The sequence below is a fragment of the Oceanisphaera sp. IT1-181 genome, from assembly GCF_033807535.1.
GTDB lineage: Bacteria > Pseudomonadota > Gammaproteobacteria > Enterobacterales > Aeromonadaceae > Oceanimonas.
In genome coordinates, this window is sequence record NZ_CP136856.1 from 2504279 (window position 1) to 2529603 (window position 25325).

The following is a 25325-nucleotide window of genomic DNA, read 5'->3' on the forward strand; positions in this document are numbered from 1 at the left end:
TTATTTATCTTTAACCACCAAGTCACCTAAGTACGGGAAGTCCATGGCGTTGACGATGGGTTCTGCTAGCACGTTATCGCGCGCACCCCAGGCTAAGTCTTGCCAATGCAGAGGCACGAAGGCCGCATCGTCGTAGAGGATTTTCTCGGCTTGTTGCAGCATGGTGCCGCGTTTTTCTGGATTAGTTTCCAGATTAGCCGAGTCAATCAGCTCGTCTAACGCAGGGTTTGAATAATGCCCACAGTTATATTGGCCACGGCCGGTTTCTTCGTTGCGAGTCATGGTCAAAAATTCTGAGAAGTTAGCCGCATCTTCCGTATCGGACTGCCAGCCAATCATCAGCATGTCGGCGTTACACTTATCGAACTCGGGCCAATACTGGGCCACCGGCATGGTTTTAAGATCCACATCGATGTTAATGCGCGCCAACATGGCTTTTACCGCTTCGGCAATTCTAAAGTCATTCACGTAACGGTTATTGGGCGCGATCATGGTGATCTTAAAGCCGTCTTTATAGCCGGCGTCCGCCATTAACTGCTTGGCTTTTTCCACATCATAACGGGGCTTTAAATCCGGGTTATGCCCCAGATACGCGGCCGGCGTTTGTTGTGATGCAGTAGTGCCAAAGCCGCGCATAATGCGCTGTACTATGCCGTCTTGATTAATGGCGTAATTCACCGCTTGACGCACGCGCACATCCTTAAAGGGCGTAAAGCGTTCTTGGTTCATCTGCATACTAATAATGCGCGTGCCAGATTGGGTAATTAATTTTACCCCTGAGGCAGACTTCACGCGGTTATGGTCGTTCGGTGACACCGGCTTAATAAAGTCCACGTCACCGGCTAACAGCGCCGCTACTCGTGTGGCATCTTCTTTAATCGGCACCAAGGTCAGCAGTTGCACGTTGCCGGGAGATTTTTTATCCCAGTAATCAGCGTTACGCTCATATTCCACTTTCACGCCTTGTTGGCGCGATTTAAGCGTAAAGGGCCCCGTGCCTGAGGTGTGAGTCGAGGCAAACGAGCTACCATGCTTCACGATCTCTGCCTTATCTTGGCCGTCTTCGCCTTTGCCACTGTAAAACTTAGAGTCCATAGGCAACAAAAACGTCATGGTATTCAGCACTAACGGGTAAGGCCCGCGGGTGACTATGTCGACCGTGTGCGCGTCCACTTTGCTGGCAGCACTAAAGGAGTCAAAAATGGCCTTAAAGTCCGCGGAGGCTTTTAAGCGATCAAAGGTCCACACCACATCGTCGGCGGTAAAGTCATTGCCGCTGTGAAACTTCACTCCTTTGCGCAAATAAAAGCGCACGGTGTTTTCATCGCGACGTTCCCACTTTTCGGCCAAGCGCGGCTCGGTGTCAAAGTCTTTGGTCCAACGCACTAAAGGATCAAACAACAAGTGCGACATTTCCATAGTCGCGCCCGAGAGTTGCTCGTGCGGGTCCATCGAAATGGGGTCTGCATCATAGGCAATGGTGATATCTGCCGCTTGCACACTGAATGCCAATCCTGCGGCGAACATGGCCGCCGTTACCTTATTGAGTCCATTTTTCATGAAACACTCCGTTCATGTAACATTCAATTAAGCCTTTGCTTTGATAGTTAAGGCCATTGAGATTTAGGGTTGACCAGGGCTAATAGCGGAAATATCTAAGCCTGCTCGTGACATGCCTTTAAATTCCGGCATCAAGCCTATTAGCGAGCGACTATAAGGGTCACTGGCATGGGTAAAAAGTTGTTCAGTTTCGGCCACTTCTAACAAACGGCCCTTTTGCATAACGCCTATACGATCACACATTTGACGGATCACCGGCAAGTCATGACTAATAAACAGCAAGGTTAACTTGAGTTCGTCTTGTAAGTCTTTCAATAGATTTAAAATTTGCGCCTGCACCGACACATCCAGTGCCGAAGTCGGCTCATCGCAAATCAGTAATCTGGGCCGCGTAGCCAAAGCACGCGCAATAGAGATCCGCTGGCGTTGCCCGCCAGAAAATTCATGGGGAAATTTAACACCAGCGGCACGCTCTAAGCCCACATAGTCCAGTAAGTCGCGCACAATGCTGCGCACTTGGGCTTCATTATCGGCCAGTTTATGAAAGCGAATCGGCTCAGCTATAATATCCGCCACTCGCATCCGTGGGTTTAACGACGAATACGGGTTTTGAAATACCATCTGCATTTGCCGACGCAAAGGCCGACGCGCCTTTTCGCTCTTAATGGCCGTAAGCTCTATGCCTTCAAACCAAATCTTGCCGCTATCTGGCGGATACAAGCCGGTAATGGCGCGCGCTATGGTCGACTTGCCCGAACCTGACTCGCCCACCAAGCCAAAGGTTTCCCCTTCATAAATCTCAAAGCTCACATCATTGACCGCCTGCACATATTGGCGGCCAGACTCAAACAAGGATTTTTTAGTAATAAAGCGCAGCTTGCACTGCTCTACGCGCAACAAGGCGCCCGTAAAGACGCGCTGATCTTGGCTTTGACCCAGCCAGTGGGTCTTTAAATCTAAATGCGCTTTTTCAGTGGCTTGCTCAATGTAGGACACCAAGGGAAACCGATGCAGCTTTACATCCGAGCGCGGCACCGCAGAAATCAAACTCTTGGTGTAATCATGAGCCGGTGTCTGCAGTACTTTATCGGTGGGGCCAATTTCCATCAGCCGACCTTGATACATCACCGCCACTCTATCAGTCACGTTCGATACCACTCCCATATCATGGGTCACCAGCATGCAGCCCACATTACGCTCTTTGCACAAGGTGCGGATCAGCGTCAAAATTTGGTCTTGAATCGATACGTCAAGGGCCGTCGTGGGCTCGTCGGCAATGATCAATTCCGGGTCGCAAGACAGCGCAATGGCGATCACCACCCGTTGGCGCATACCACCAGAAAATTGATGGGGATACTGCTTAATACGCAACTCAGGTTGCGGTATACCCACCGCATCCAATAACGAAATGGACTTGTGAAGCGCTGCCGCACGCGTGGTTTTAGTATTGGCAAGCAGGGTTTCCACCATTTGCGCCTCTACCGTGAATAACGGATTAAGCGAGGTCATGGGATCTTGAAAGATAAACCCAATGCGCTGACCGCGAATGCCGCGCATCTGCCGCGAGGTGAGTCCAGAAATACGCTCTTTATCGAGATAGACCTCTCCACTGGCAATACGTCCAGGGGGGCTCAGCAAGTCAATAATGGCATTGCCGATGGTGGACTTGCCCGCCCCAGACTCCCCGACGACACCGAGAATTTCGCCGCGCTCAATATGAAAAGACAGATCGTCAATCGCAGCCATCACGCCATGGCGAGAGGGATACTCAATTCTTAGGTGTTTCACTTCTAACAGCGACATGGCTATCCTCTGCTTAGAGCGTAAAAAGTGAAGGGTGAAGTGAACGAGATAAACCCAGAACCGCTGCACGTCGTACGCTGTACGTGAAAAGACGGTATTAGCCTTTAACGTACGGCGTAAAGCGTGAAACGTAAGGCGTAAGGCTGCGCCTTACCAATACTTCGCCAGCAGTTGCAAACAACCCAAGGCAAATAAGCCGGCGATCACGTCATCGAGCATAATGCCAAAGCCGCCGTGTATGCGTCGGTCAAACCAACGAATAGGCCAAGGTTTGAGAATATCGAAAAACCGAAACAGCACGAAGCCTATCAGTATCCACACAGCTCCTGCAGGTGCCGCAAACATGGTAATACCAAAGCCGATCACTTCATCCCAAACAATGGCACCATGATCTGGCTGGCCGATAGCCTCGGTGGCCGCATTACAAATCCAGATACCGGCAATAAAACCCACCACCAAAATGGCGATATACCACGGCGCCGCCAACCCTTGTATCAACAGATATAAAGGAATGGCGGCAATGGTGCCCATGGTGCCAGGCATAATCGGGCTTAAGCCACTGCCAAAACCCAAAGCCAAAAAGTGCAGCGGGTTAGACAGTTTTAAGTTAGCAAGTTCTGGTTTTCTCATTCTGGCTTTCTCATTGAAGTATTCCTTACATGAATGTGAAGGGTGAAGAGTAAGGGGAAAAACCAGCGCCGAGCGCCCGGCGCCAAGCACCTAGCTTAACAAAGAGCCAAAGATTTTCTCGCCACGGAAGAACACGGAATCCGCAGAAAAATTAAGCTGATATAAGATCGAAAAAGACCTGAGACTTTATTGGTAAAAGCCATAGCTTGAAATCTATCAATAAAAAATTTTCAGATTTGTTCTCTATTTTTCCGTGTCCTTCCGTGGATTCCGTTACGAGAAAGGGTTAGATCTTAGCAGTAGCTTGGAGCCGGGCGCTTGGTGCTCGGCGCTACCCCTCTTTCACACCTTACAAAAGTGATCCCAGCTTTGGCTTACGATCTGGTAGGGCTTGCCTTCATGCACCAGCTCCACGCTTGGCTCGCCGGAAAACATACGGCCCACGCGGGTAAACTTAACGCCACTGTGACTCAATGCAGTTTCTAGCTGACCACGGTGCATTTCAGATACCGTAAAGCATAACTCGTAATCATCGCCACCCGTGAGTGCTAGCTCCCAACCTTGCTCTTGGTTAACAGCGGCTTGCATGGCGTCACTGAGCGGTAATTGATCCACTTCTATTTGCGCGCGCAAACCTGATGCTCGGCAAATGTGCGCCAAATCCCCCGCTAAACCATCGGATAAGTCCAGCGCACTGGTAGCAATATCGCGCAGCGCTTGGCCCACTAAAATTCGCGGGTGTGGGTACTCAAATTTATTACGCACAAATTCTTGATGCGCCTCGGGCACTTGAATATTGCCCAGTGCCTGCTGTAAGCCCAGCGCCGCATCACCTAAGGTGCCAGTCACATAAATGCCATCGCCCACTTGTGCGCCAGAGCGCAGCAAGCCTTTGCCCAACGGCAACGTACCGTGCACGGTCACGGTAATCGACAACGGACCTTTGGTGGTGTCGCCGCCCACCAGCGCCACGTTGTAATACTCGGACAGTTCAAAAAAACCGGCGCAAAATTGCTTGATCCAAGCTTCGTCAACTTCCGGCAAGGTTATCGCCAGCGACACCCAACAAGGGTCTGCCCCCATGGCGGCTAAGTCCGATAAATTCACCGCTAAGGCTTTGTGGCCGAGCGCGGTGGGATCCATGTCGGCAAAAAAATGCACGCCGCTGACTAAGGTGTCCGTGCTCACTGCCAATAGCGTATTGGCCGGCACTTGTAAGAGCGCGCAATCGTCGCCGGGGCCCATGATCACATCTTTACGATGACTGGCCACGGTGAAGTAATGCTTAATAATATCGAATTCATTCATAGAAAATGAAAAGCCAGCGAGTGGCTGGCTTTTTTCCCGTGCTTATTGTTATTTTTTTAACTGCTTGATGACTTTATCAAGCACGCCGTTCACGAAACGATGGCTTTCTTCGGCGGCAAACGCCTTGGCCAGCTCAATGGCTTCGTTGATGACTACCCGATAAGGCACATCTTCACGTCGTGTTAGCTCGTAAGTGGCTAAGCGCAACACCGCTTTATCGACCATATCCAAGTCCGCCAAGGGGCGCGACAGGAAGGGGGAATAAACCGCATCCAGCTCTTTGGTGTGCACAGAAACGCCAAACAGCAGGTCACGGAAATAATCCATGTCCACCCCTTTGGTGTCCTGTTCCAGCGCAAACTGCTGGGCAATATCGGCCACGTTATCCTTGGTCATTTGCCATTGGTAAATGCCTTGGGTAGCGAGACGGCGGGCCTTACGGCGTTCAGACGGTTTCAATGCAGTACTCCTATTAGTCCAGCTGCTGCAGGACATTAATCATTTCAAGTGCGCTGAGGGCGGCCTCTGCGCCCTTGTTGCCCGCCTTGGTACCAGCGCGCTCTATGGCTTGTTCAATATTTTCGGTGGTCAGCACGCCAAAGGCGATGGGCACTTCAAAGTCCATCATCACATTGGCCATACTGCTGCTGTTTTGATTGGCGACCAAATCGAAGTGGTAAGTGCCACCGCGGATCACGCAACCCAGCGCCACTATGGCGTCGTAGTTACCAGTTTTAGCCAGCTTTTTACACACCAAAGGCATTTCAATCGCACCCGGTACTTTTACCAGGGTGATATTCTCATCTTTTACTTGGCCTTGACGTATTAATACATCAAGCGCGCCATTAACTAAGCTGTCGTTAATAAAATTATTAAAGCGCGCGACAACGATCGCCACCTTAGCTTTAGGAGCGGCCATTAGCCCTTCGATTACCTTCATGGAAACCTCTGCTCTGACAAAAGTGCGCACATTCTAGCACAACCTGAGGGTGACAAAAGTCATTAGATGATTGCTATCAAACATCCGTCGTCTGCAGCCATAATTCAACCCGAATTACTAATGGCGCGCCTTGGGCTCTTCCTCGGTAAATTCCTCTTCATCAAAGAGGTCTTGCAACTGGCAAAGTACCGTATCTCCGGGCATGCTGATCTCGGCTTTTTCGAGGGTATGCTTAATAGTTCTGATCACCTGCGCGTGCACTTGCGTCACATCCGCCTTATGGCTGCGCGTCCACCAACGCACCCGAATCGTCACCCAACTGGCCGCCAGATCCCACGGCAGCGCCTCGGCCGCTGGGGCTTGTTCTACCTCGGCCACTTTTGACACCGCCGCTATCAATAAGGCACAGGCTTTATCCAGATCATCGTCATAACCAATGCCAACATCGTATTGGCTACGCCTATAGTCATGGGCGGTGAGTACCCTTACCGCATTGGTGTAGATATCGCTATTGGGGATCACGATGCGCTGGCCATCATAGGTTTTAATAATGGTGGCACGGGTTTCAATGCGCTGCACCGTGCCTTCGTGACCATTAACCTCAATTTGGTCGTTAATATTAAAGGGCTGACGTAACAGGATCAGCAAGCCCGCCAGCCAGTTTTGCAAGATATCCTTAAAAGCAAAACCGATGGCCACCGAGCTGACGCCCAAACCGGCAATTAAATCGCCGGGTTTCAGGCTGGGGAGTACTATGGTGGCGGCCAGTAAAAAGCCGAACAAAATAATAGTCCACTTAACAAAGCCGCCCAGCACGTCACCTAAATTATCGCGGCCACGAGTATGACTCTGGCGCAAGATCAGCCGTCGCACCAACATACCTAAGCCGTAAAAGACTATCAGCAGCACCAGGGCAACCAGAAGATTGGGCAGCAAACGCAAGCTGCCATCTACCCAGCTGTCGATACGCTCTAACACCACGCCAAAGTCCATATCCACCTGTTGCGGTACATCCTGCGGCTGGCTCGTTCCCGACACTGTATGCTCTGCCATGCTGTTCTCCCCTTTGCCGGCCTAGTAACCACCCAAGGGGGCATTTTATGACCGAGCGTTGGCATTGATATTCAAAGCTTATGTGAGCTCTTACATCCGCGCCACCGACGGCGGTATCAGCATGGAATCACGACTATGACAGGCGAGCAGGCAAGGGTTATATAGTAGTTGCAGGATGAAACTGGCGGTGGTCGCCGAGGGAGTTGAAACACCTCAGCAGCGTGACTGGTTGCTGGGTGAAGGCGTGCGTCATGCCCAGGGCTACCTGTACGCTCGCCCCATGCCACTGGATGAGCTGCTTGTTTTGCTTGAGTCCACCCAGGGCAGGCTGACCGTGGCGCAACAACCCCTGCAAGCCATCAGCGGATAACGGGGACCCGCCTATTAGTGCCGGCAGCATCACAGGACCAGATGGCTCTGTATGCAAATAAAGTGAAATAGCATACAGTAGAGCCGCTGCCGGCCGTGTTCATCTCTCCTGCTATGGAACCGCTTATCTCATCTTGTATACCGGCCTGCTTTATCCACTTTACACCAGAACATAACGAGGGCTATTTATGCTGCCAGAACGGCGTGGCGATTTGTTTATTTTAGCGGCAACTCTGTTAGCCTCTGCCGGCTGGTTATTCTCCAAAGAAGCCCTTAACGGCCTACCTCCCGCCGGATTTGTCGGCTGGCGTTTCTTACTGGCCGCCCTCGTGCTACTGCCCTTTTGCTATCGGCATTTAAGAAGCACCTCGCCAGAACTCTTGCTGAAAGCTGCGGCCATCGGTCTGGTGATGACCCTGAATCTGATATTCTGGATCCAGGCTATCTCCCATAGCGCAGGCATTGGCGAAGGGGCTTTCATTATGAGTTTGGCTATGCTGATGGTGCCCCCTCTGGCCTGGTTGATATTTAAAGAGCGGCCACAGCGCCAATTTTGGGTGGCTTTGCCGATTGCGATTCTGGGGTTGTTGTTACTGACCATGGGCAATGGCCTGAGCTTATCGCTCAGCCAACTGCTGTTTTTACTGGCATCACTCTCGCTGGCACTGTATTTCAACTTAAACAGCCGCTTTGCTCGGCGCATTCATCCCATGGCGCTGACCTGCGTACAGCTGGCCGTCACTGGCATCATGCACCTGCTTTATTCCGGTTTGTTTGAACAATGGCCCGAAGAAATCCTGCCTGTAACTTGGGGCTGGTTTGCCGCCAGCGTCTTGCTGGCCACCTCGTTGCGTTTTGTATGCCAAAGTGTGGGGCAAAAATACAGTCATATGGGCAATGCGGCACTGATCATGATGCTAGAACCCATTTGGACGGTCCTGATCAGCGTATTCTGGTATCACGAGCCCATGCCAATACAAAAGGTATTTGGCTGCGTGCTCATTTTATTGGCGCTACTTAGCTATCGCAGCCGCAACCTCATTGCTTGGTATCGCAGCCGTAAAGCACTCAAACCTTGAGGTTGGCTTAACGTACCTTGACGAGATAGCCTTTAAGTCACGAGTTTTATTGCGCGCTAGGCATAAACAATTCTTTCGCTTTAAATAACCCGACCACCAGTAAGCCCGCAGCTAAGCCGATGGCCATATGCAGCATTAAAGGGGTTAGCCACGCTAACACACTCCCTATGGCCGGCAGCCCGTGGGTAAGCTTGGCGGCGGCTTCTACCCAATGCTCCAACCAAGAAAGGCCGTGTACTAGAATACCGCCTCCCACCAAAAACATGGCGATGGTGCCCACTATCGATAAGCCGCGCATTAAATAAGGGCAAGCAGCCAGTATGGCGAGCCCTGGCTTTTCCCACGCCCCGCCTTTTTTAGTGAGATACAAGCCCAAATCGTCAAGCTTAACGATACCGGCCACCAAGCCATACACACTAATGGTCATGCCCAGTGCAATACCGGCCAATACCAACACCTGCTGCATAAAAGGCGCATCTGACACTATGCCTAAGGTGATCACAATAATTTCTGCTGACAACACAAAGTCGGTACGAATCGCGCCTTTTATCTTACCCCGCTCATAAGTCAGCACATCCATATTAGGATCCAGCTTGGCGTCTGGATGTGGTACTTCTGGAGAGACTGATACTTCTGGAGAGAGTAGTACTTCTGGAGAGTCCGATACGGCTAAAGAGGAGGATGCAACCAAACGCTCAGCGTTGGCTGAGAGCTCACTTTGAACAGCGGCAGCGGAAGAGGCAGATTGTGTCTTTTTATGAAAAAAAGAATGCACTAACTTTTCGGCGCCTTCGTAACATAAATAGATGCCGCCCAGCATTAACAGCGGCACTATGATCCAAGGAATAACGGCGCTAATGGCCAAGGCCGAGGGCACTAAAATGACTTTATTAAGCATGGAGCCTTTGGCCACCGCCCACACTACCGGCAGCTCCCGATCGGCCCTGACCCCTGACACTTGCTCGGCATTCAGCGCTAAATCATCGCCCAGCACACCGGCGGCTTTTCTGGCTGCGACCTTGGTCATGAGTGAAACATCGTCCAGTAAACTGGCAATATCATCGAGCAACATCAATAAGTTAGCGCCGGCCATAGGGGAGTTCCTTATGCTGGGTTTAGGCCTTAACCTAAGTCTTAAACTTAAAGGCCTAAACTTTACGTGCTAATGGCTGCCCTTGATAGTGGATCCCAGACCAGCCGTGTTTAATGAAGTTACGGATATTTTGGTGCCCCTGTCCAGTCGGATCTGCTAATACACCGCGATAATGTTCGCCGAAACCCGCCACAGCTTGCTCGGCGCTTAGCTGATGTAATTGGCCAAAGGCAAAAATCTTGCAGGAACCATTATTTTCTCCGGCTGCATTCACCAAGTCGCCATTAGTAAAGGCCGTGGGCGTAAAGTTATAAGCGCCGTCAATCACCGCCAACGTATCGGCAAAGCTCAGCTGCTCAGGTTTGTTTTGCAGCGCTTGGATCAAATCTTGTTCAGTCATGAGGGATCCTTGATTAAAGGTGAGGGGAAAACAGCGCCGAGCGCCCGGCGCCAAGCTCCCAGCTTAACAAAGAGCGATAAAGATTATCTCGCCACGGAATCCACGGAACCCACAGAAAAATAAAGCTGATATAAGATCGAAAAAGACAGAGATCTTACTTGGTAAGTACAAGTCCTTCAGTCACGGTTTTGTAGGGACTCATATGTATGAGAAAAGTATTCAACCAAGCTTTCGTCCTTAAAGTTTTACAAATTAAATATCTTTTCAGATCTGATCTCTATTTTTCCGTGGATTCTGTGGATTCCGTGGCAAAATGGTTTTAGGTTTAACGCTATCTAGGCCGCTTTACGCTTCACCACTTTTAAGCCCCAAACACTGGCTGAAGAAGCGGCTGATGTCGGTGATTTCGGCACCACACACACTGTGCTCCATATTGTAACTATGGAACTGTGGCGTATACCCCCACAATTTAAGCTGCTGACACGCACGGGTGCCCAGTAATTCTGGCACCACCGCATCGCGGGTGCCGTGTAATACCTGAATCGGTAAGGCCGCATTCGCTGCATGGCGTTCTAAACTGTCGGCAGTCGCCAAATAGGTGGACATCGCCACTAAGCCGCCTAACGGTTTATCAAAGCTTAATGCGGCCTCATAGGCCACGGCCCCCCCTTGAGAAAAGCCCGCTAAAATAATGCGGCGGCTGTCGATGCCCAAGGCTATTTGCTGCTCAATCAATGCTTGAATAGCACGGGCAGACACGCGTAATTGACGCTCATCCACTTCACGCTCTATCTTCATGGCTATAATGTCATACCAAGCTGGCATGCGATGACCACCGTTTACCGTCACCGCTATTTGCGGCGCATGAGGGAAGATAAAACGAATCGCGCTGTTCGCTGGCAAGCCCAGCTCCGGCACTATTGGCTCAAAGTCATGGCCGTTGGCACCCAGACCATGTAACCAGATAACGCAGGCATCGGGATCGGCCGCGGTGTCTTTGATAATGGCATTCAGTGTCATTTATTCGGTGTCCTTTCAGATAATTATTAGCTTATTTAGCCCATTGCCATTGGTCTCGGCCATTCTGCTTCGCTGAGATCAAGGCGCTGTCGGCACGATTAATCACTACATCCATGGCTTCATTGGCATGATATTGCGTGATACCGGCACTAATACTCAACATCACCGTTTTATCATCCAGCAACTGTAAGGAGCGTATGGCCTGCATTACTCTTTCTACCGTATGAATAGCCTGATCTGATCGCGTCTCTGGCAACAGTAACATAAATTCTTCCCCGCCCCAGCGCGCGCAAAGATCAACCTCGCGCAGTTGCTGCTCAATGGCCTTAGCCATCATGCATAAGGCTTTGTCACCCACATCATGACCAAACACATCGTTAATGCGCTTAAAATGATCCACATCTAGCATCACCACGCTCAAAGGTTGCTGATTACGCCGACTGCGCTCTATTTCTTCATGCAACCGCGACATCAATAAACGACGATTCGCTAATCCCGTTAACGGGTCGTGTAAGGCCACCTCTTTGAGCTCTTCATTAAGCTCCAATAAATTCTGCTGATAACGATCGGAAATACGGGTGATTTTTTCTAAACGGCGGAGCTGTTTATCATATTGGTGGAGTAGCTCATGGGTTTGCATTCGCGCTATATCATCACTGCAGTCAGAAATGCGTAGCAAACGCTCTAAGCGTTGCTGGTGCGCCTGCTCTCGCTTTCTCAATAACTTGAGCACCGGCAGTAAAGGATTATCTTGATGTTCTGGCGCCAGCAGTAAGCGGTCCAGTTCAGCATCCGTTAATGGGCTAGTCATGGGGCTCAATATCAAAAGGGAAGGTACAGTCTTCTTTGAATTCTTCGGCCAGTTCAACCACGCGCTCATTGGCCGGATCATAATACCAACGCACACTCACTTGGCGATCTGTCGTAAATGCAGCCTCTAACATATCAAAGATATCCATCATGGCTTTCACGCTGCTGGTATTCATATAGATCAGATGTAGGTCTAGGCGCAGCGGTAAGGGGGATTGTTTCAGGAAGTCTTCAACCCAGGTGATAATCTCCGCAAAAAATTCAAATGAATTTTCTGGATAAGAGTCGCCCTGCATGCTCATCACGCCGCTATCCACGTCACACACTATGGTCGGAGTAGACTGACTGCCTATAATGTTGAGTGAAGCTAAATCCTGTTTTATGTTCGTATTCATATTACCGCCAAAATACTAAAGAAACCGCGCCCATCACCCATATCGACTAGTTTGGTCGTAATGGGCTGTGATGATTTACGTGCCACATCCAATAGCCCCAAGCCTGCGCCACTGTGGCTATTCTCGGCACGGGGCTGGCGCAATTGCGTTTTATAGGCTTGCTTTAATGCGGCTTTATCCATCTCTGCTAACCGCTCAACATCACGGCATACCGCTTGACCGTCAGCCAACTCAACTTGGTTACCGGCCAATACTTGATAATGACCGTCCACCGTTCTGGCTACCACTACCGTTGCTGAGCCTTCAAACTCGCTATAGCCCTTGTGCGTGGCATAGTGACGAATGTTTTGTGTAAGTTCAATATAGACTCCAAATACATCCATCGCGGCGCTGGGCAGGGCATTATCTTCACGTAGATAATTTTTTAACGCTTTCCCTATTTCTTCGATCAAACCTCGAGAAATAGGCCCATTGAAACACAGTAATATCTGATTCTTATTAAACTGCTCTCTAATAGACAATAGATCTATTGATGACATTGCGAAGTCCCTATGCAGACAAATCAACTTTAAACGCGAGCAGAGTGATATCGTCTCGCTGTGGATAGTTTCCTCTATAGTCATCTAATGCGTGTTTAAGCGCCTGTGCCTGTTCTGTTAACGGTAAAGTGGCATGGGTTCTTAATAACTCACAAAAATGACTGCTCCCTAACCCAAATCCTTTCTCTCCCCCCGCCTGATCCAAATAGCCGTCGGTGGCCAAGTAATAGATATTCTGCGGCTGCAGGGATAAATGGGTATCGACAAACTCTGCGGCCCGTCGGTCGAGCAAGGTGCGACGATTGCCTTTAACTTCATTAATTTGTTCACCATCACTGTGATAGAGCGACATTTTGGCGCCAGCAAATACCAGCTTTCCTTGATCTGGTAACACGCAAGCCAAGCCCACATCCATGTTGGTGGCAAGCCCTCGAGGCAGCTCACAATCTTGCAGCATACCGCGCAGTATTTTATCTGCAGACTGCAAAATGGCCGCAGGAGAAGTAATGCCACACTCATGAATGGCATGATCCAAGGCCGCGCGTGCCAGCATGGTCATTAACGCCCCCGCTACGCCATGCCCGGCACAGTCCACCACACCCACTAAAAAGCGCCCTTGCTCTGCGGGGTGGAACAGATAAAAGTCCCCTCCTACCACATCCCTAGGCTGCCACAAGACAAAGTGCTGCTCACCCAGCATTTGCGTTAGCTGCTGATCCGGCAAAATGGCTTTTTGTATCAAACTGGCATAATCAATGGACGCATTAATTTGTAAGCGCGCTTGCTGCATCTTTGTATTGGCTTCTTCTAACTCAAAGGTGCGGCTACGTACTTTATGCTCTAACTCCTCAGTATGGGCCTGCACTTTATTCGCCATCACGCCAAAAGCCGTACTAAGGTCGCCAATTTCATCCTCAGAAGAGACAGGTAATGACAGATGATAATGCCCTTCAGCAATTGCAGTAGCAGAGCTTTGCAGCCGTCGTAATGGAGCCAGTATCAAACGCTCGATGGCATAGGCTAATGCCAATAATAAGATAGTGAGTAGCGCAATAAACGCCAATAACGAGGTCGTTAGCCAGCTTACTTCCACCACTTGAGCGGTCTTGGGATCGATGGCGGTGATGACATACCAGTTTAACTCAGGCATAAAACCGATAGCTAATAACTGACGGCGGCCGTTTATGGTTAACCAATCCAGGCTGATTTGTTCAGGGGTGCTTTTGGCGCTGGCCATAAGTGCCTGCAGTCGTGGTATTTCTGCCTCACCCAGCTGGGCGGTAATTGTACGGAGCTTGGCATCGGTGCCGGTGGCAGAGCCAATCGCCACGTTATCTATATTGGGGTGAGCCTGAAAAGCCCCTTGCTCGTCGATGATCATGGGCGTTACCCCAAGCTCATCCGTAGCAATAAAGTCATCAATAAAATGGGTTAAGTCGATACCGGTTCCCGCTAAGCCCAACACCTTGCCCTGATCTTTAATCAGGATATTAAGCCAAACTCGGGTGGTTTTTAGTCGCGTATCACGGTTAACGTTAATGTTAATTTGTTGACCACTGGCTAATAAATTGTAAAACCAAGCGTCATCCGGATTATTCTCAGAGAGCGTATATTCTGGCGCTGTTTTATTATCGTAATTTAGCTCTCGATAATTTAAGTCTTGATAACTTAAATCTCGATAATAATAATTACCTGACTGAGCGCTCACCACAAAAAACGAATGGCTGCTAAAGTCATCCATAAAGCCTTGGCTTTCTAGAAATAGTTTTGCTTTATGCTGTGGGTCATCTTCATTTTTTAACCATTGACGCATTAATACCGAATCAGAAAAACGTCGCGCCAATGCCAAGTCCCGAGACAAGGGTACTAAGATGCTTTGTCGGTTAAGTTGAGTAAAGTTGCGGGCATAGGCTTGACTAAAGTGCGCTTGCACATCTGTCATAATTTGCCAACCAATGGCGACGGCAGGTATCAATGCGGCTAAGCAGACTATCACTAATGCCCACATCGATTTTGCTCGAAGTCCCTTTCCCCAAATTGCCATTGGCGTCCTTACCCAAGTGTTGCGATTACATGCTAAAAAAGTGCTTATTGTTGCCGTTAGCACGACAAAATTCAATTCTATCCAGTAAAAAAAGCCCACCTAAAGCCCACTATAATTGTGGGCTTTAATGGCACAATATTTTAGTCGGTAATGTATTCCACCACTTCAAGACCAAAGCCCGCTAATGCATGGTAGCGCTTAGGCGAGCTTAATAACTTCATCTTGCCTACACCCATGGCTTGCAAGATTTGCGAGCCCACACCCACGCGGCGTGAAGTACCGCGCCACTTGGGCGCTTCTGCCTGCTCGCCTTTGTCGACCGCTTCAAATTGGCGCACCAAAGACAACAGCTGATCCTGCGCTTGGTCTTGGCCTAAAATTACCAACACGCCGCCTTCATCGGCAATGCGCTGCATGGACTTGGCTAATGGCCAAGTTCGCGCCGAGTGACGGTCTGTCATCAGAATATCGGTAAACACATCGTGAATGTGCACTCGTACTAGGGTCGGCTCATCTGGCTTAATGTCGCCTTTTTTCAGCGCAAAGTGCACTTGGTTATCGATAGTGTCTCTAAAGGTCACCAGTTCAAACTCGCCAAACTCAGTGGGAAGTTTACAGCGCGCCACCTGCTCTATGGTGGTTTCATTTTGATTACGGTATTCGATTAAATCGGCAATGGTGCCAAGCTTGATGCCGTGTTCTTTAGCAAACACTTCCAAATCAGGGCGACGAGCCATGGTGCCGTCTTCATTGAGGATCTCGACGATCACCGACGATGCCTCCAAACCCGCCAAGCGCGCTAAATCACAGCCCGCTTCTGTATGGCCGGCGCGGGTCAGCACGCCGCCGTTTTGTGCTTTGAGCGGGAAAATATGCCCAGGCTGCACTAAGTCAGACGGTTTGGCATCCGGGGCCACTGCCGCTTGTACGGTGCGCGCGCGGTCGGCGGCAGAAATACCGGTAGTCACGCCAACTGCTGCCTCAATGGATACCGTAAAGGCGGTCGAGAATTGCTCGGTATTGCGGCTCACCATTTGTGGAATATTCAACTGCCGACAACGGGCTTCGGTTAAGGTCAGGCAAATTAGCCCACGGCCATATTTGGCCATAAAATTAATGTCATCGGGGCGCACATGGTGCGAGGCCATGATCAAGTCGCCTTCGTTTTCGCGGTCTTCGTCATCCATTAAGATGACCATTTTGCCCTGTCGAATATCGTCGATGATTTCTTGGGTACTGCTTAACGCCATGTGATGCTCCCTTATATAAATCACTGAGCGGCCACTCTAATATCTGCTGGTCACTCATGCTGTAGACTGTTTGGGCGCATCATAATGCTAACGCCCGTGGGTTACTGTTAAGCAAAGCGCATAGTGGCGAAAAATTGCAGATTTTAGACTCGTTTTAGGACCATAAAGCCCGTTACTATTGGCGCCATTAACGACTCACTGTTAACGACTCGCTGTGAACAACTAGCTATTAATGATTAGCACCAACGATGCGCGCGGTAAGCTTAATGTCTTCGCCTACTTGGCGCACATCTTGCCATTGCAAGTTAATCACTTGATCCATAGCGGTAAAGTTGGCGAAGTTAAACAAGCCACGCGCACCGTTGCCCATTAGCTTAGGGGCTTGATACAACACCAGCTCATCCACTAACTGCGCCTGTAATAAGGCACCACATAATTGCGCGCCCGCTTCTACCCATAACTGATTAATTTGGCGTTTGCCCAGCTCAACCATTAAGGCCTGCAAGTCCAATTTGCCCGCCTCGGTTAACGGCAACACGCATTCTTCAACTTGCTCGTTAAATTCGCCCAGCTTTTTGCCCGAAGATAAGTGGCCACGCAATAACAAAATAGGGCCGGGCAAACTGAACAGCTTAAGATCAGGCGACAATCGATTACGGGTATCAATAATCACCCGCAGCGGTTGGCGTAGCTGTGGCTCACTTGCTAGCCGCTCGGTTGATGATTCATTTGCTAGAGAATTAGACAGAGAGTTAGGCAACACATACTCGCCATACTGTGCCTGCACGGATTCTGGCAACTCAGACCAGCGCACATTGAGGCTGGCATTATCCACCAATACCGTATCGGCACCGGATAAAATGGCGCAACTCAAGGCCCGGTGGCGCTGCACATCGCGCCGCGCCGCCGCCCCCGTAATCCACTTACTTTGGCCATTAGCCAAGGCGGTACGGCCATCAAGGCTCGCCGCTAACTTGACGGTCACCAAGGGCACACCGCTGCGCATACGCTGCATAAAGCCCGCATTAATGGCCTCGGCCTCAACCGCCATTAAGCCCGATTCTGCATCAATGCCTGCGGCCTGCAACATGGCAATGCCTTTACCTGATACTTGCGGATTAGCATCAAGGCTTGCCACCACTACTCGGGCCACGCCCGCATCAATCAGTGCTTGCGCGCACGGCGGCGTGCGGCCCGTATGTGCACAAGGCTCCAGCGTCACATAGGCAGTCGCGCCTTTTGCCAACGCCCCTGCTTGGCGTAAGGCAAACACTTCGGCATGAGGGCCACCGGCTTGGCGATGAAAACCTTCGCCAATCAGTAGGTCTTGGCCGACCAGTTGATCTTTTTTTACAATCACGCAGCCCACCGCAGGATTGGGGCTGGCGGTAAAACGGCCGCGGCGCGCTAATTCTAAGGCGCGGGCCATCCAGTGGGCATCTTGAACATCGAACAGAGAGCCGAACTGAGAATTGAACTGAGAGTTAAACACTTATTGCTCCAGGCGGGCGATTTCTTCACCAAACTCGCGTAAATCTTCAAAGCAGCGATACACAGAGGCAAAGCGAATATAGGCCACTTTATCCAGCAGCTTCAGCTCTTCCATGACCAGATTACCGATCAATTCTGATTTTACTTCTCGCTCACCGGTGGCGCGCAGTTGCGACATAATGCGCAGCACCGATTGCTCGATGGCCTCTATACTCACTGGGCGTTTTTCCAGCGCCCGCTGCATGCCAGCTTCTAATTTCGCTTCATTAAAAGGCTCGCGAATGCCGTTATTTTTAATAATGCGTGGCATCACCAGCTCGGCGGTTTCAAAGGTGGTAAAACGCTCCTTGCAGGCATGGCATTCTCGCCGGCGGCGCACCTGTAAACCTTCACCCACCAAACGCGAGTCAATCACCTTAGTGTCTGTGGTATGACAGAAGGGACAATGCATAGCGCCTCCCTAGGCTAAATTCATTAGACCACTACAATTGGGGCCAGTGTAAATAAGCAGACTTAAGATTGCCAGTGGCTTAAAAACGCGTGAGGGGTGAAGCGTAAAGTGTGAGGGCTAAACACCAAACGCCTAGAGACTAAAGATCTCTTTGCCACGGAAGAACACGGAACGCACGGAAGAGGTCAAAAGCGACAAGTGAGAAAGATTTATTGGGGTTAAGACCTTAACCATAAAAATAATTTTTCGCTCTTATCTTTATTTTTCCGTGGATTTCGTGGATTCCGTGGCAAAAATGGTTTTAGGTTTAATTTTTGGGTTTGTGTCATCCTCTTTACTTTTAGCCTCGAACTATTCACACAATAAAAACGGGACCCTAGGGTCCCGTTTTTTGTCAGCATATAGCTTATGTCTCTCGCTTAGCGATTAGGCATAAACAGGGTGACGACGGCAGATTTCTTGAACCTGCTCTTTCACTGATGCGATAACGGTATCGTCGTTGATGTTGTTTAACACGTCACAAACCCAGCCGGCTAACTGGCGTACGTCGGCTTCGTTAAAGCCACGACGCGTTACGGCTGGCGTACCAATACGAATACCGGAAGTCACAAACGGTGAACGTGGGTCGTTAGGTACTGAGTTCTTGTTCACTGTGATGAAAGCTTTGCCCAGAGCGGCGTCTGCCTCTTTACCGGTAATGCCTTTGTCGATCAAATCCAACAAGAACAAGTGGTTATGCGTGCCGCCTGATACCACTTTATAACCGCGCTTGATGAACTCATCAGCCATGGCTTGAGAGTTTTTCAATACTTGGCCTTGGTATACTTTGAACTCTGGCTCCATGGCTTCTTTAAAGGCCACGGCTTTACCGGCGATCACGTGCATCAAAGGGCCGCCTTGACCACCTGGGAATACCGCTGAGTCCAGCTTCTTTTCCAGATCTTCGTCGTTTTCGGCAGATAAAATCAAACCACCGCGCGGGCCAGCCAGCGTTTTATGCGTCGTAGTAGTTACAACGTGGGCGTGGGCAATCGGGCTTGGGTAGTGACCGGTAGCAATCAAGCCGGCAACGTGGGCCATGTCGACCATAAACCAAGCACCAATTTTATCGGCGATTTCACGCATGCGCGCCCAATCAACGATGCCAGAAAACGCAGAGAAACCACCGATGATCATCTTCGGCTTGTGCTCAATGGCTAAGCGTTCCATTTCTTCGTAGTCGATCACACCGGCTTCGTTAATGCCGTAAGGAATAATGTTATACATTTTTCCAGAGAAGTTGGCAGGCGAGCCGTGAGTCAAGTGACCACCGTGCGCCAAGTTCATGCCCATTACGGTGTCGCCTGGCTTCACCAGCGCCATAAATACCGCTGAGTTTGCTTGTGAGCCAGAGTGTGGCTGCACGTTAGCATAGGTGGCACCAAACAATTCTTTGGCACGATCAATGGCCAACTGCTCGGCAATATCTACATATTCACAGCCGCCGTAAAAGCGCTTACCTGGGTAGCCTTCAGCATATTTATTGGTGAGCTGTGAACCCTGCGCTTCCATTACCCGCGGGCTGGTGTAGTTTTCTGATGCAATTAACTCGATGTGCTCTTCTTGACGCTGAGTTTCATCGCAAATGGCTTGCCACAACTGGGGATCGTAATCGGCGATATTCATGTCACGCTTTAACATTGTCTCTCCTGACTCATGGGGGGGTTATAAAAAGGTTCTGTTAAATTTTCCCGTCAGTCTACCCTTTAGCTGAGGCATGGCCTAGTCCTAGGCGTTGGGTTAGTCAGACTTATTTATCTTTACGTTGAAAAGCCTATTAAAGCTGACCAGTAAGTCAGCGCTTCTTTGCCCGTTATTACTGCGTTTTCAGGGTAGATCTGCGCGATAAAGCCGATAGAATGAAGGCTTTTAGCCGAGTTAACAGATGTGTGCGCCTCATCGCCGCCATCCTTGGGGAGAATATGCAAGATTTCATCGTGACTTCACAACGCCGCGCCGAACTTTATCATTGGTTTACTGCACTTTTGTCGGCGCCCTTGACCACGGAAGAGCTGCAAGAATTTGGCGGCTACGACATGCACGCGTTCTTAAATAGCCTGGCCACGCTGGACCCTTTGCGTGACGCGGTTGAAGCTTTTCGCCACCAAGCCGAGTTGATATTAGAGCTGGCAGAACCTAAAGGCGATCTTAACGCCCATTATCAACGGCTATTTGTTGAGCAAGCCTTACTCGATACCTTTTCTTATAGTCAGCCCGATCAAGAGTCGCTGTTTTTAATGAGTATCTTATTGCATCAGCATGGTACGCAACTCAAGGATGATGACCCGCTCAATGTCTGTAATCAGCTAGAAATGATGGCAAGCCTAGCGCTGGCTGCCACACAAGCCCAAAGCGACGAACAGCTTATAGGCCTGCTCGACCAACAGCGCGAGTTGGCCAATGAGCTGATGCTCACTTGGTTACCTGAGCTAACCGAGGCCTGTGCCAAAAACGATCCCTTTGGTTTTTACCGCAGTGCTACTCAGTTGTTATTAGCGGTGTTTAGTATGGATATTCATTATTTGAATAATGTGGCACCTTAATGAAGCAGCCCCAACGCACTAAAATCCGCCCATCCCCCGAAACTGTCGATGAAGCCGAGCGCGTGGCCAAGGCCACACAAAAGCCCGGCCAAACCAAAGAACAAACCCGCTTAATTGCACAAGGCGTGCAAAAAGGCATAGACGAATATAAGAAGCAGCAAAAGGCCCGAGCGCGTGCCGCCGACAAAGCAAAAAAACAGCGCCAACGCGCCGAGTCTAGTGAGCTCGATACAGAGCACGACTTTGACGACGAGCCGCTAGCAACAAACGCGCGCGGCACTTGGTTGCCCTGGGCGTTGTTGGTATTGAGCTGGATAGGCTTTGCGGTGTTTTATTGGCAGATGTAGCACCGAGCGCAAAGCTAAAACAACACCCCACAGCTTGTGGCCTTGGCTCTTGGCCGTCATCCTGAACTCATTTCAGGATCTCGTTTTTATGCTTTAAGAGTTAAAGCGAGATCCTGATGTGCATCAGGAAGACGGCCTAAGGGCAGTACCGAGCTAACAAGCACGGCCAGCTATGAAAGTGTCGCTGCGCGCCACCTGCCAGCTAAAGCTGGCTTCTACAAAAGACAGCGCCGTACGGCGTTTAACGTACAGCGTAAGGCGTATGATGCTCGATTATCTGATTGTTTTTAGTAGCAGTTTGCTGGCCGCCACCATAGCGCCGTTTTATTCCGAAGTCGTATTAGCCGCAGTACTCACGCGCCAGCCCGATGCATTGCTGCTGTTATGGCTACTGGCCAGTGTTGGCAATACGCTGGGTGGCGTCATTAATTGGTGGTTAGGAAAATATTTACTGCATTACCAACATAAACGCTGGTTTCCCATCAAAGAAAAACAACTACACAAAGCCCAAGCGGGCTTTCAGCGCTTTGGCATCTGGAGTTTATTGCTGTCTTGGCTGCCCGTGGTGGGCGACCCGTTAACCTTGATTGCCGGCATGATGAAGGTGCGCTTATTGCCGTTTACGCTATTGGTGTTTATCGGTAAGGCCGTGCGCTATGGGATAGTTATCTATTTTGCCGAATGGTTTTTATTGTCGTAAATACCCAGCCCAAGCTAGCAATGGCACACCGCTGATGCTGGAACGCTTATAAAGCACTAACAAACCGAGCAGAATATGCTAAAAAGGTAGAGCCACTAGCCGCTGGCTAGCCAAAAGTCTAATTGAGTGATGCCGGTATCTGCGTCACCTTGTTACACATTAGTTAATCATATCTATTAACATCAGTTACACCCTAGGGGTTATGGGTTACCACACCAAGGAGCGGAATAATGAGCGAAGTTAAGATTCATCCGGTTATGGCAAACATTGCCGAGCACGCCCACGTAGACGACGCGGGCTACCAGCGCATGTATCAAGAGTCCATTAAAAATCCTGATAAATTTTGGGGCGAACAAGGCAAAAATCTCGACTGGATCAAGCCCTACACCAAGGTGAAAAATACTTCTTATGATCCTGGCCACATCAGCATTAAGTGGTTTGAAGACGGCACTCTTAACTTATCCGCCAACTGTATTGACCGCCATTTAGCCACCAAGGCCGATGAAGTGGCCATTATCTGGGAAGGCGACAGCCCAAATGAAGATAAAAAAGTCACCTATCGCGAGTTGCACGAGCAAGTGTGCCGCTTTGCTAACGTATTAAAAGCCCAAGGCATTAAAAAAGGCGACGTGGTCAGCTTATATATGCCAATGGTGGTTGAAGCCGCCGTGGCCATGCTGGCCTGTGCGCGCATTGGTGCCGTGCATTCTGTGGTATTTGGTGGTTTTTCACCAGATGCAGTGGCCAGTAGGATTATCGACTCCAACGCCAAACTGGTGATCACCGCCGATGAAGGCTTGCGTGGTGGCCGTGCGGTGCCGCTTAAAGCTAACGTGGATGCGGCACTGGCCAAACCCGGCGTAAGCCCCGACTGTAAAGTGATTGTCTATCAGCGCACCGGTGGTGATGTAGCCTGGGATCCTGAGCGCAACATTTGGTGGCATGAAGCCGCAGCTCAAGTGGATGCCGTGTGCGAGCCCGAAGAAATGAGCGCCGAAGATCCGCTGTTTATTCTGTATACCTCAGGCTCCACCGGCACGCCAAAAGGCGTGTTGCACACCACAGGCGGCTACTTGGTGTACGCGGCCATGACCTTTAAGTACATCTTCGATTATCACGAGGGCGATGTGCACTGGTGTACCGCAGACGTAGGCTGGGTAACTGGACATTCTTATATTTTGTATGGCCCGCTGGCCAATGGCGCTACTACCTTGATGTTTGAAGGGGTGCCTAACTACCCGAAAACCAGCCGTATGAGCGAAATAGTTGATAAACATCAGGTCAATATTTTGTATACCGCCCCTACTGCCATTCGCGCTTTTATGGCCAAAGGCAATGAAGCCGTAGAAGGCACTAGCCGTAAGAGCTTGCGCATTTTAGGCTCAGTGGGTGAGCCCATTAACCCAGAAGCGTGGGAATGGTATTACCGCGTGATTGGTGAAGAGCGCTGCCCGATTGTAGATACTTGGTGGCAAACCGAAACCGGAGGCATCTTGATTGCGCCGCTACCGGGTGCCACGTTACTGAAAGCCGGCTCCGCCACCCGCCCTTTCTTTGGCGTGCAACCCGCATTAGTAGACGGCGAAGGCAATATTTTAGAGGGCGCCGTAGACGGTAATCTTGTGATCCTTGACTCTTGGCCCGGCCAAATGCGCACCATTTATGGGGATCACGACCGCTTCGAGCAAACTTACTTCTCGACTTTCCCCGGCACTTATTTCTCTGGCGATGGCGCTAAGCGCGACGAAGACGGCTACTACTGGATCACCGGTCGGGTGGACGACGTATTAAACGTTTCCGGCCACCGCATGGGCACCGCCGAGATTGAGTCCGCATTAGTGGCGCACCCTAAAATTGCCGAAGCGGCCATTGTGGGCGTGCCCCACGAGATCAAAGGCCAAGGTATTTATGCCTATATCACCTTGAACGAAGGTGAAGTGCCGAGCGCCGAGCTGCATAAAGAAGTAAAAGACTGGGTGCGTAAAGAAATTGGCCCCATCGCCACGCCAGATGTTATTCACTGGGCGGAAGGTTTACCGAAAACCCGCTCCGGTAAGATTATGCGTCGAATTTTGCGCAAGATTGCCACCGGTGAAACCGATACACTGGGCGATACCTCAACCCTGGCGGATCCGTCCGTAGTAGATCGTCTGATTGCCGAGCGTGGCCAGGCTTCTTAAGCTAAATGAGCTAAGCGCTCACAGCTGATAAAACGCCGCCGAGAGCGGCGTTTTTTTGTACGCTATACGCTGACCGCCATACGTTAAAAACCCACAGCCACGCCAATTCTCACATGATTTAGGATCCGTTTGGCAAGCCATCATATCGAACCGGCAACACCGATGAAACAAGATACTCGAGCGTAGAGGCCGCTTCAGCTGGCCGGTTTTACGTAGTAAAACAAGAATCTAAAAACAGATCCGATTTTAACCGTGACGTGTTTTGTCGGTGTTCTTTGTCAACACCGTGCGGTTTGATGATCTTGGTGGCGCTACGCGCCACCGGCCAGCGAAAGCGGCCTCTACGGTGTGTCTTTGTGGCCTGGCGTGGAGATAAAACATCGCAAACCGAAACACCGCACATCATGGCTGAAGTTCATACGTAATCAGGTATGTTTAAGTTTTACTGCGTAAAACCAGCCAGCTGAAGCGGCTTCTACAAGTTAGTTTAAAAACGTACGGCGTAACGCGTACAGCTGCGCTTAACCCGCCGCAAAAAATATAATATGCCGAATAGTTCACAGAATTTTCGCCGATATGAGTTCTACTGTTCGACAAACTGCCATTCTTGGCACTAAAAAGCGCCGTGGGCGGGTAAATTTAAGTTCTTTTAGTGATTAGACCAGTAATTTGCTGCCAATTTCCACGAAATCACTATAATTGCCCGGTCTGAGTCAAACCGAACGATTTTATTTGCCAGTAATAGGTAAAAACGGATAGGCTCCTTAGCTAACGATGTGAACACCGCAAGATTGACGAGGATTGCTACACAATGGCCGAACATTTCCGAATTCTGTTGCTTAATGGACCCAATCTAAACCTTTTGGGTCAGCGCGAACCCGGTATCTATGGCCAGAACAGTTTAGATGACATAGTGGAAAGCTTAAGTCAGCGAGCCGCGGCGCAAAATATCGCGCTCAGTCATCTGCAATCCAATGCGGAACATCAACTTATTGATGCCATACACCAAGCTTACGGCCAGCAAGATTTTATTATTATTAATCCTGCGGCTTTTACGCACACCAGCGTTGCGATTCGGGATGCCTTGTTAGGGGTGAATATTCCTTTCATTGAAGTGCATTTATCGAACGTGCATGCTCGTGAGCCGTTTCGCCATCATTCCTATTTGGCCGATAAGGCCGTAGGCGTGATCTGCGGTTTGGGTAGTGATGGTTACGAATTTGCCCTGGAAGCCGCGACCCGTTTTTTACGCGCTCGTTAACTTCCAAATCAGTAATAACA

25 protein-coding genes are annotated in these 25325 nt (G+C 50.1%); 7 read left to right on the forward strand and 18 right to left on the reverse strand.

What is annotated here, in order from left to right; all coding sequences use genetic code 11:
• From R0134_RS11155 to R0134_RS11185, 7 genes are all read right to left on the reverse strand, one after another.
• A complete protein-coding gene (locus R0134_RS11155; RefSeq protein ID WP_319781998.1) occupies nt 1-1560 on the reverse strand; it encodes an ABC transporter substrate-binding protein in 1560 nt (519 codons plus the stop codon).
• Nucleotides 1561-1623: 63 nt separating this feature from the next.
• Nucleotides 1624-3363 carry an ABC transporter ATP-binding protein gene (locus R0134_RS11160; RefSeq protein WP_319782000.1) on the reverse strand — a complete coding sequence of 580 codons (1740 nt, stop codon included), beginning with the start codon at nt 3361-3363 and terminating at the stop codon, nt 1624-1626.
• A gap of 150 nt (nt 3364-3513) precedes the next feature.
• Entirely contained in the window at nt 3514-3993 is a 480-nt protein-coding gene (locus tag R0134_RS11165; protein ID WP_319782001.1) for a phosphatidylglycerophosphatase A, read from the reverse strand.
• A gap of 342 nt (nt 3994-4335) precedes the next feature.
• The gene (gene thiL, locus R0134_RS11170) at nt 4336-5301 is read right to left on the reverse strand and encodes a thiamine-phosphate kinase (RefSeq protein ID WP_319782002.1); all 966 of its coding nucleotides are present in this window, start codon (nt 5299-5301) and stop codon (nt 4336-4338) included.
• Between the two features lie 48 nt (nt 5302-5349).
• A complete protein-coding gene (nusB, locus tag R0134_RS11175) occupies nt 5350-5760 on the reverse strand; it encodes a transcription antitermination factor NusB (protein WP_319782003.1) in 411 nt (136 codons plus the stop codon).
• A gap of 13 nt (nt 5761-5773) precedes the next feature.
• Nucleotides 5774-6241: a 6,7-dimethyl-8-ribityllumazine synthase gene (gene ribE, locus R0134_RS11180; protein WP_319782005.1), complete on the reverse strand. Its 468-nt coding sequence runs from the start codon at nt 6239-6241 to the stop codon at nt 5774-5776.
• 117 nt (nt 6242-6358) lie between these two features.
• A complete protein-coding gene (locus R0134_RS11185; protein ID WP_319782007.1) occupies nt 6359-7294 on the reverse strand; it encodes a mechanosensitive ion channel family protein in 936 nt (311 codons plus the stop codon).
• 175 nt (nt 7295-7469) lie between these two features.
• Here R0134_RS11185 and R0134_RS11190 point away from each other — a divergent pair, with 175 nt between their 5' ends.
• The gene (locus R0134_RS11190; protein WP_319782008.1) at nt 7470-7664 is read left to right on the forward strand and encodes an EAL domain-containing protein; all 195 of its coding nucleotides are present in this window, start codon (nt 7470-7472) and stop codon (nt 7662-7664) included.
• A 187-nt stretch (nt 7665-7851) separates the two neighbouring features.
• Nucleotides 7852-8742 (forward strand): DMT family transporter, encoded by an 891-nt coding sequence (locus tag R0134_RS11195; RefSeq protein WP_319782009.1) that lies wholly within the window; start codon nt 7852-7854, stop codon nt 8740-8742.
• Between the two features lie 46 nt (nt 8743-8788).
• On the opposite strand, the gene R0134_RS11200 is transcribed toward R0134_RS11195, so the two are convergent.
• From R0134_RS11200 to glyA, 11 genes are all read right to left on the reverse strand, one after another.
• Nucleotides 8789-9835 (reverse strand): DUF808 domain-containing protein, encoded by a 1047-nt coding sequence (locus R0134_RS11200; RefSeq protein ID WP_319782010.1) that lies wholly within the window; start codon nt 9833-9835, stop codon nt 8789-8791.
• Between the two features lie 55 nt (nt 9836-9890).
• Complete coding sequence (locus R0134_RS11205) at nt 9891-10235, reverse strand: HopJ type III effector protein (protein WP_319782012.1); 345 nt, start codon at nt 10233-10235, stop codon at nt 9891-9893.
• A gap of 345 nt (nt 10236-10580) precedes the next feature.
• On the reverse strand, nt 10581-11255 hold the full coding sequence (locus R0134_RS11210; RefSeq protein ID WP_319782013.1) for an alpha/beta hydrolase: 675 nt from the start codon (nt 11253-11255) through the stop codon (nt 10581-10583).
• A 31-nt stretch (nt 11256-11286) separates the two neighbouring features.
• Nucleotides 11287-12066 carry a biofilm regulation diguanylate cyclase SiaD gene (siaD, locus tag R0134_RS11215; protein WP_319782014.1) on the reverse strand — a complete coding sequence of 260 codons (780 nt, stop codon included), beginning with the start codon at nt 12064-12066 and terminating at the stop codon, nt 11287-11289.
• Nucleotides 12059-12460 carry a biofilm regulation phosphoprotein SiaC gene (gene siaC / locus R0134_RS11220; RefSeq protein ID WP_319782015.1) on the reverse strand — a complete coding sequence of 134 codons (402 nt, stop codon included), beginning with the start codon at nt 12458-12460 and terminating at the stop codon, nt 12059-12061. Before siaC ends, siaD begins: the two co-directional genes overlap by 8 nt.
• Entirely contained in the window at nt 12457-12999 is a 543-nt protein-coding gene (gene siaB, locus R0134_RS11225) for a biofilm regulation protein kinase SiaB (RefSeq protein ID WP_319782016.1), read from the reverse strand. Before siaB ends, siaC begins: the two co-directional genes overlap by 4 nt.
• A 10-nt stretch (nt 13000-13009) precedes the next feature.
• Nucleotides 13010-15043, reverse strand: coding sequence for a biofilm regulation protein phosphatase SiaA (gene siaA / locus R0134_RS11230; RefSeq protein WP_319782017.1), 2034 nt, complete (start codon nt 15041-15043; stop codon nt 13010-13012).
• A gap of 140 nt (nt 15044-15183) precedes the next feature.
• Nucleotides 15184-16293, reverse strand: coding sequence for a bifunctional 3,4-dihydroxy-2-butanone-4-phosphate synthase/GTP cyclohydrolase II (gene ribBA, locus R0134_RS11235; protein ID WP_319782018.1), 1110 nt, complete (start codon nt 16291-16293; stop codon nt 15184-15186).
• Between the two features lie 229 nt (nt 16294-16522).
• Nucleotides 16523-17749, reverse strand: coding sequence for a bifunctional diaminohydroxyphosphoribosylaminopyrimidine deaminase/5-amino-6-(5-phosphoribosylamino)uracil reductase RibD (gene ribD, locus R0134_RS11240; protein ID WP_413641461.1), 1227 nt, complete (start codon nt 17747-17749; stop codon nt 16523-16525).
• 36 nt (nt 17750-17785) lie between these two features.
• Nucleotides 17786-18235 carry a transcriptional regulator NrdR gene (nrdR, locus tag R0134_RS11245; protein ID WP_087037486.1) on the reverse strand — a complete coding sequence of 150 codons (450 nt, stop codon included), beginning with the start codon at nt 18233-18235 and terminating at the stop codon, nt 17786-17788.
• A 426-nt stretch (nt 18236-18661) separates the two neighbouring features.
• Nucleotides 18662-19915: a serine hydroxymethyltransferase gene (gene glyA / locus R0134_RS11250; protein WP_319782020.1), complete on the reverse strand. Its 1254-nt coding sequence runs from the start codon at nt 19913-19915 to the stop codon at nt 18662-18664.
• 281 nt (nt 19916-20196) lie between these two features.
• Here glyA and R0134_RS11255 point away from each other — a divergent pair, with 281 nt between their 5' ends.
• The 5 genes from R0134_RS11255 (at nt 20197) to aroQ (ending at nt 25305) form a co-directional block, all read left to right on the forward strand.
• Entirely contained in the window at nt 20197-20817 is a 621-nt protein-coding gene (locus R0134_RS11255) for a molecular chaperone TorD family protein (protein ID WP_319782021.1), read from the forward strand.
• A complete protein-coding gene (locus tag R0134_RS11260; RefSeq protein ID WP_319782022.1) occupies nt 20817-21164 on the forward strand; it encodes a DUF2956 domain-containing protein in 348 nt (115 codons plus the stop codon). Before R0134_RS11255 ends, R0134_RS11260 begins: the two co-directional genes overlap by 1 nt.
• 172 nt (nt 21165-21336) lie before the next feature.
• Nucleotides 21337-21864: a YqaA family protein gene (locus R0134_RS11265; RefSeq protein WP_319782023.1), complete on the forward strand. Its 528-nt coding sequence runs from the start codon at nt 21337-21339 to the stop codon at nt 21862-21864.
• 230 nt (nt 21865-22094) lie between these two features.
• Nucleotides 22095-24044: an acetate--CoA ligase gene (gene acs, locus R0134_RS11270; protein WP_319782024.1), complete on the forward strand. Its 1950-nt coding sequence runs from the start codon at nt 22095-22097 to the stop codon at nt 24042-24044.
• 811 nt (nt 24045-24855) lie between these two features.
• Nucleotides 24856-25305 (forward strand): type II 3-dehydroquinate dehydratase, encoded by a 450-nt coding sequence (aroQ, locus tag R0134_RS11275; RefSeq protein WP_319782025.1) that lies wholly within the window; start codon nt 24856-24858, stop codon nt 25303-25305.
• Nucleotides 25306-25325: the final 20 nt, after the last annotated feature.

Coding starts and splice junctions, on each gene's coding strand:
- R0134_RS11190 (WP_319782008.1), top strand. CDS start 7,470: ATGAAACTGGCGGTGGTCGCCGAGGGAGTTGAAACACCTCAGCAGCGT.
- R0134_RS11255 (WP_319782021.1), top strand. CDS start 20,197: ATGCAAGATTTCATCGTGACTTCACAACGCCGCGCCGAACTTTATCAT.
- R0134_RS11260 (WP_319782022.1), top strand. CDS start 20,817: ATGAAGCAGCCCCAACGCACTAAAATCCGCCCATCCCCCGAAACTGTC.
- R0134_RS11165 (WP_319782001.1), bottom strand. CDS start 3,993: ATGAGAAAACCAGAACTTGCTAACTTAAAACTGTCTAACCCGCTGCAC.
- nrdR (WP_087037486.1), bottom strand. CDS start 18,235: ATGCATTGTCCCTTCTGTCATACCACAGACACTAAGGTGATTGACTCG.
- siaB (WP_319782016.1), bottom strand. CDS start 12,999: ATGTCATCAATAGATCTATTGTCTATTAGAGAGCAGTTTAATAAGAAT.
- aroQ (WP_319782025.1), top strand. CDS start 24,856: ATGGCCGAACATTTCCGAATTCTGTTGCTTAATGGACCCAATCTAAAC.
- R0134_RS11200 (WP_319782010.1), bottom strand. CDS start 9,835: ATGGCCGGCGCTAACTTATTGATGTTGCTCGATGATATTGCCAGTTTA.
- glyA (WP_319782020.1), bottom strand. CDS start 19,915: ATGTTAAAGCGTGACATGAATATCGCCGATTACGATCCCCAGTTGTGG.
- ribE (WP_319782005.1), bottom strand. CDS start 6,241: ATGAAGGTAATCGAAGGGCTAATGGCCGCTCCTAAAGCTAAGGTGGCG.
- R0134_RS11155 (WP_319781998.1), bottom strand. CDS start 1,560: ATGAAAAATGGACTCAATAAGGTAACGGCGGCCATGTTCGCCGCAGGA.
- R0134_RS11205 (WP_319782012.1), bottom strand. CDS start 10,235: ATGACTGAACAAGATTTGATCCAAGCGCTGCAAAACAAACCTGAGCAG.
- R0134_RS11265 (WP_319782023.1), top strand. CDS start 21,337: ATGAAAGTGTCGCTGCGCGCCACCTGCCAGCTAAAGCTGGCTTCTACA.
- siaD (WP_319782014.1), bottom strand. CDS start 12,066: ATGACTAGCCCATTAACGGATGCTGAACTGGACCGCTTACTGCTGGCG.
- ribBA (WP_319782018.1), bottom strand. CDS start 16,293: ATGGCGTTAAGCAGTACCCAAGAAATCATCGACGATATTCGACAGGGC.
- acs (WP_319782024.1), top strand. CDS start 22,095: ATGAGCGAAGTTAAGATTCATCCGGTTATGGCAAACATTGCCGAGCAC.
- thiL (WP_319782002.1), bottom strand. CDS start 5,301: ATGAATGAATTCGATATTATTAAGCATTACTTCACCGTGGCCAGTCAT.
- R0134_RS11210 (WP_319782013.1), bottom strand. CDS start 11,255: ATGACACTGAATGCCATTATCAAAGACACCGCGGCCGATCCCGATGCC.
- R0134_RS11185 (WP_319782007.1), bottom strand. CDS start 7,294: ATGGCAGAGCATACAGTGTCGGGAACGAGCCAGCCGCAGGATGTACCG.
- siaC (WP_319782015.1), bottom strand. CDS start 12,460: ATGAATACGAACATAAAACAGGATTTAGCTTCACTCAACATTATAGGC.
- siaA (WP_319782017.1), bottom strand. CDS start 15,043: ATGGCAATTTGGGGAAAGGGACTTCGAGCAAAATCGATGTGGGCATTA.
- R0134_RS11160 (WP_319782000.1), bottom strand. CDS start 3,363: ATGTCGCTGTTAGAAGTGAAACACCTAAGAATTGAGTATCCCTCTCGC.
- R0134_RS11195 (WP_319782009.1), top strand. CDS start 7,852: ATGCTGCCAGAACGGCGTGGCGATTTGTTTATTTTAGCGGCAACTCTG.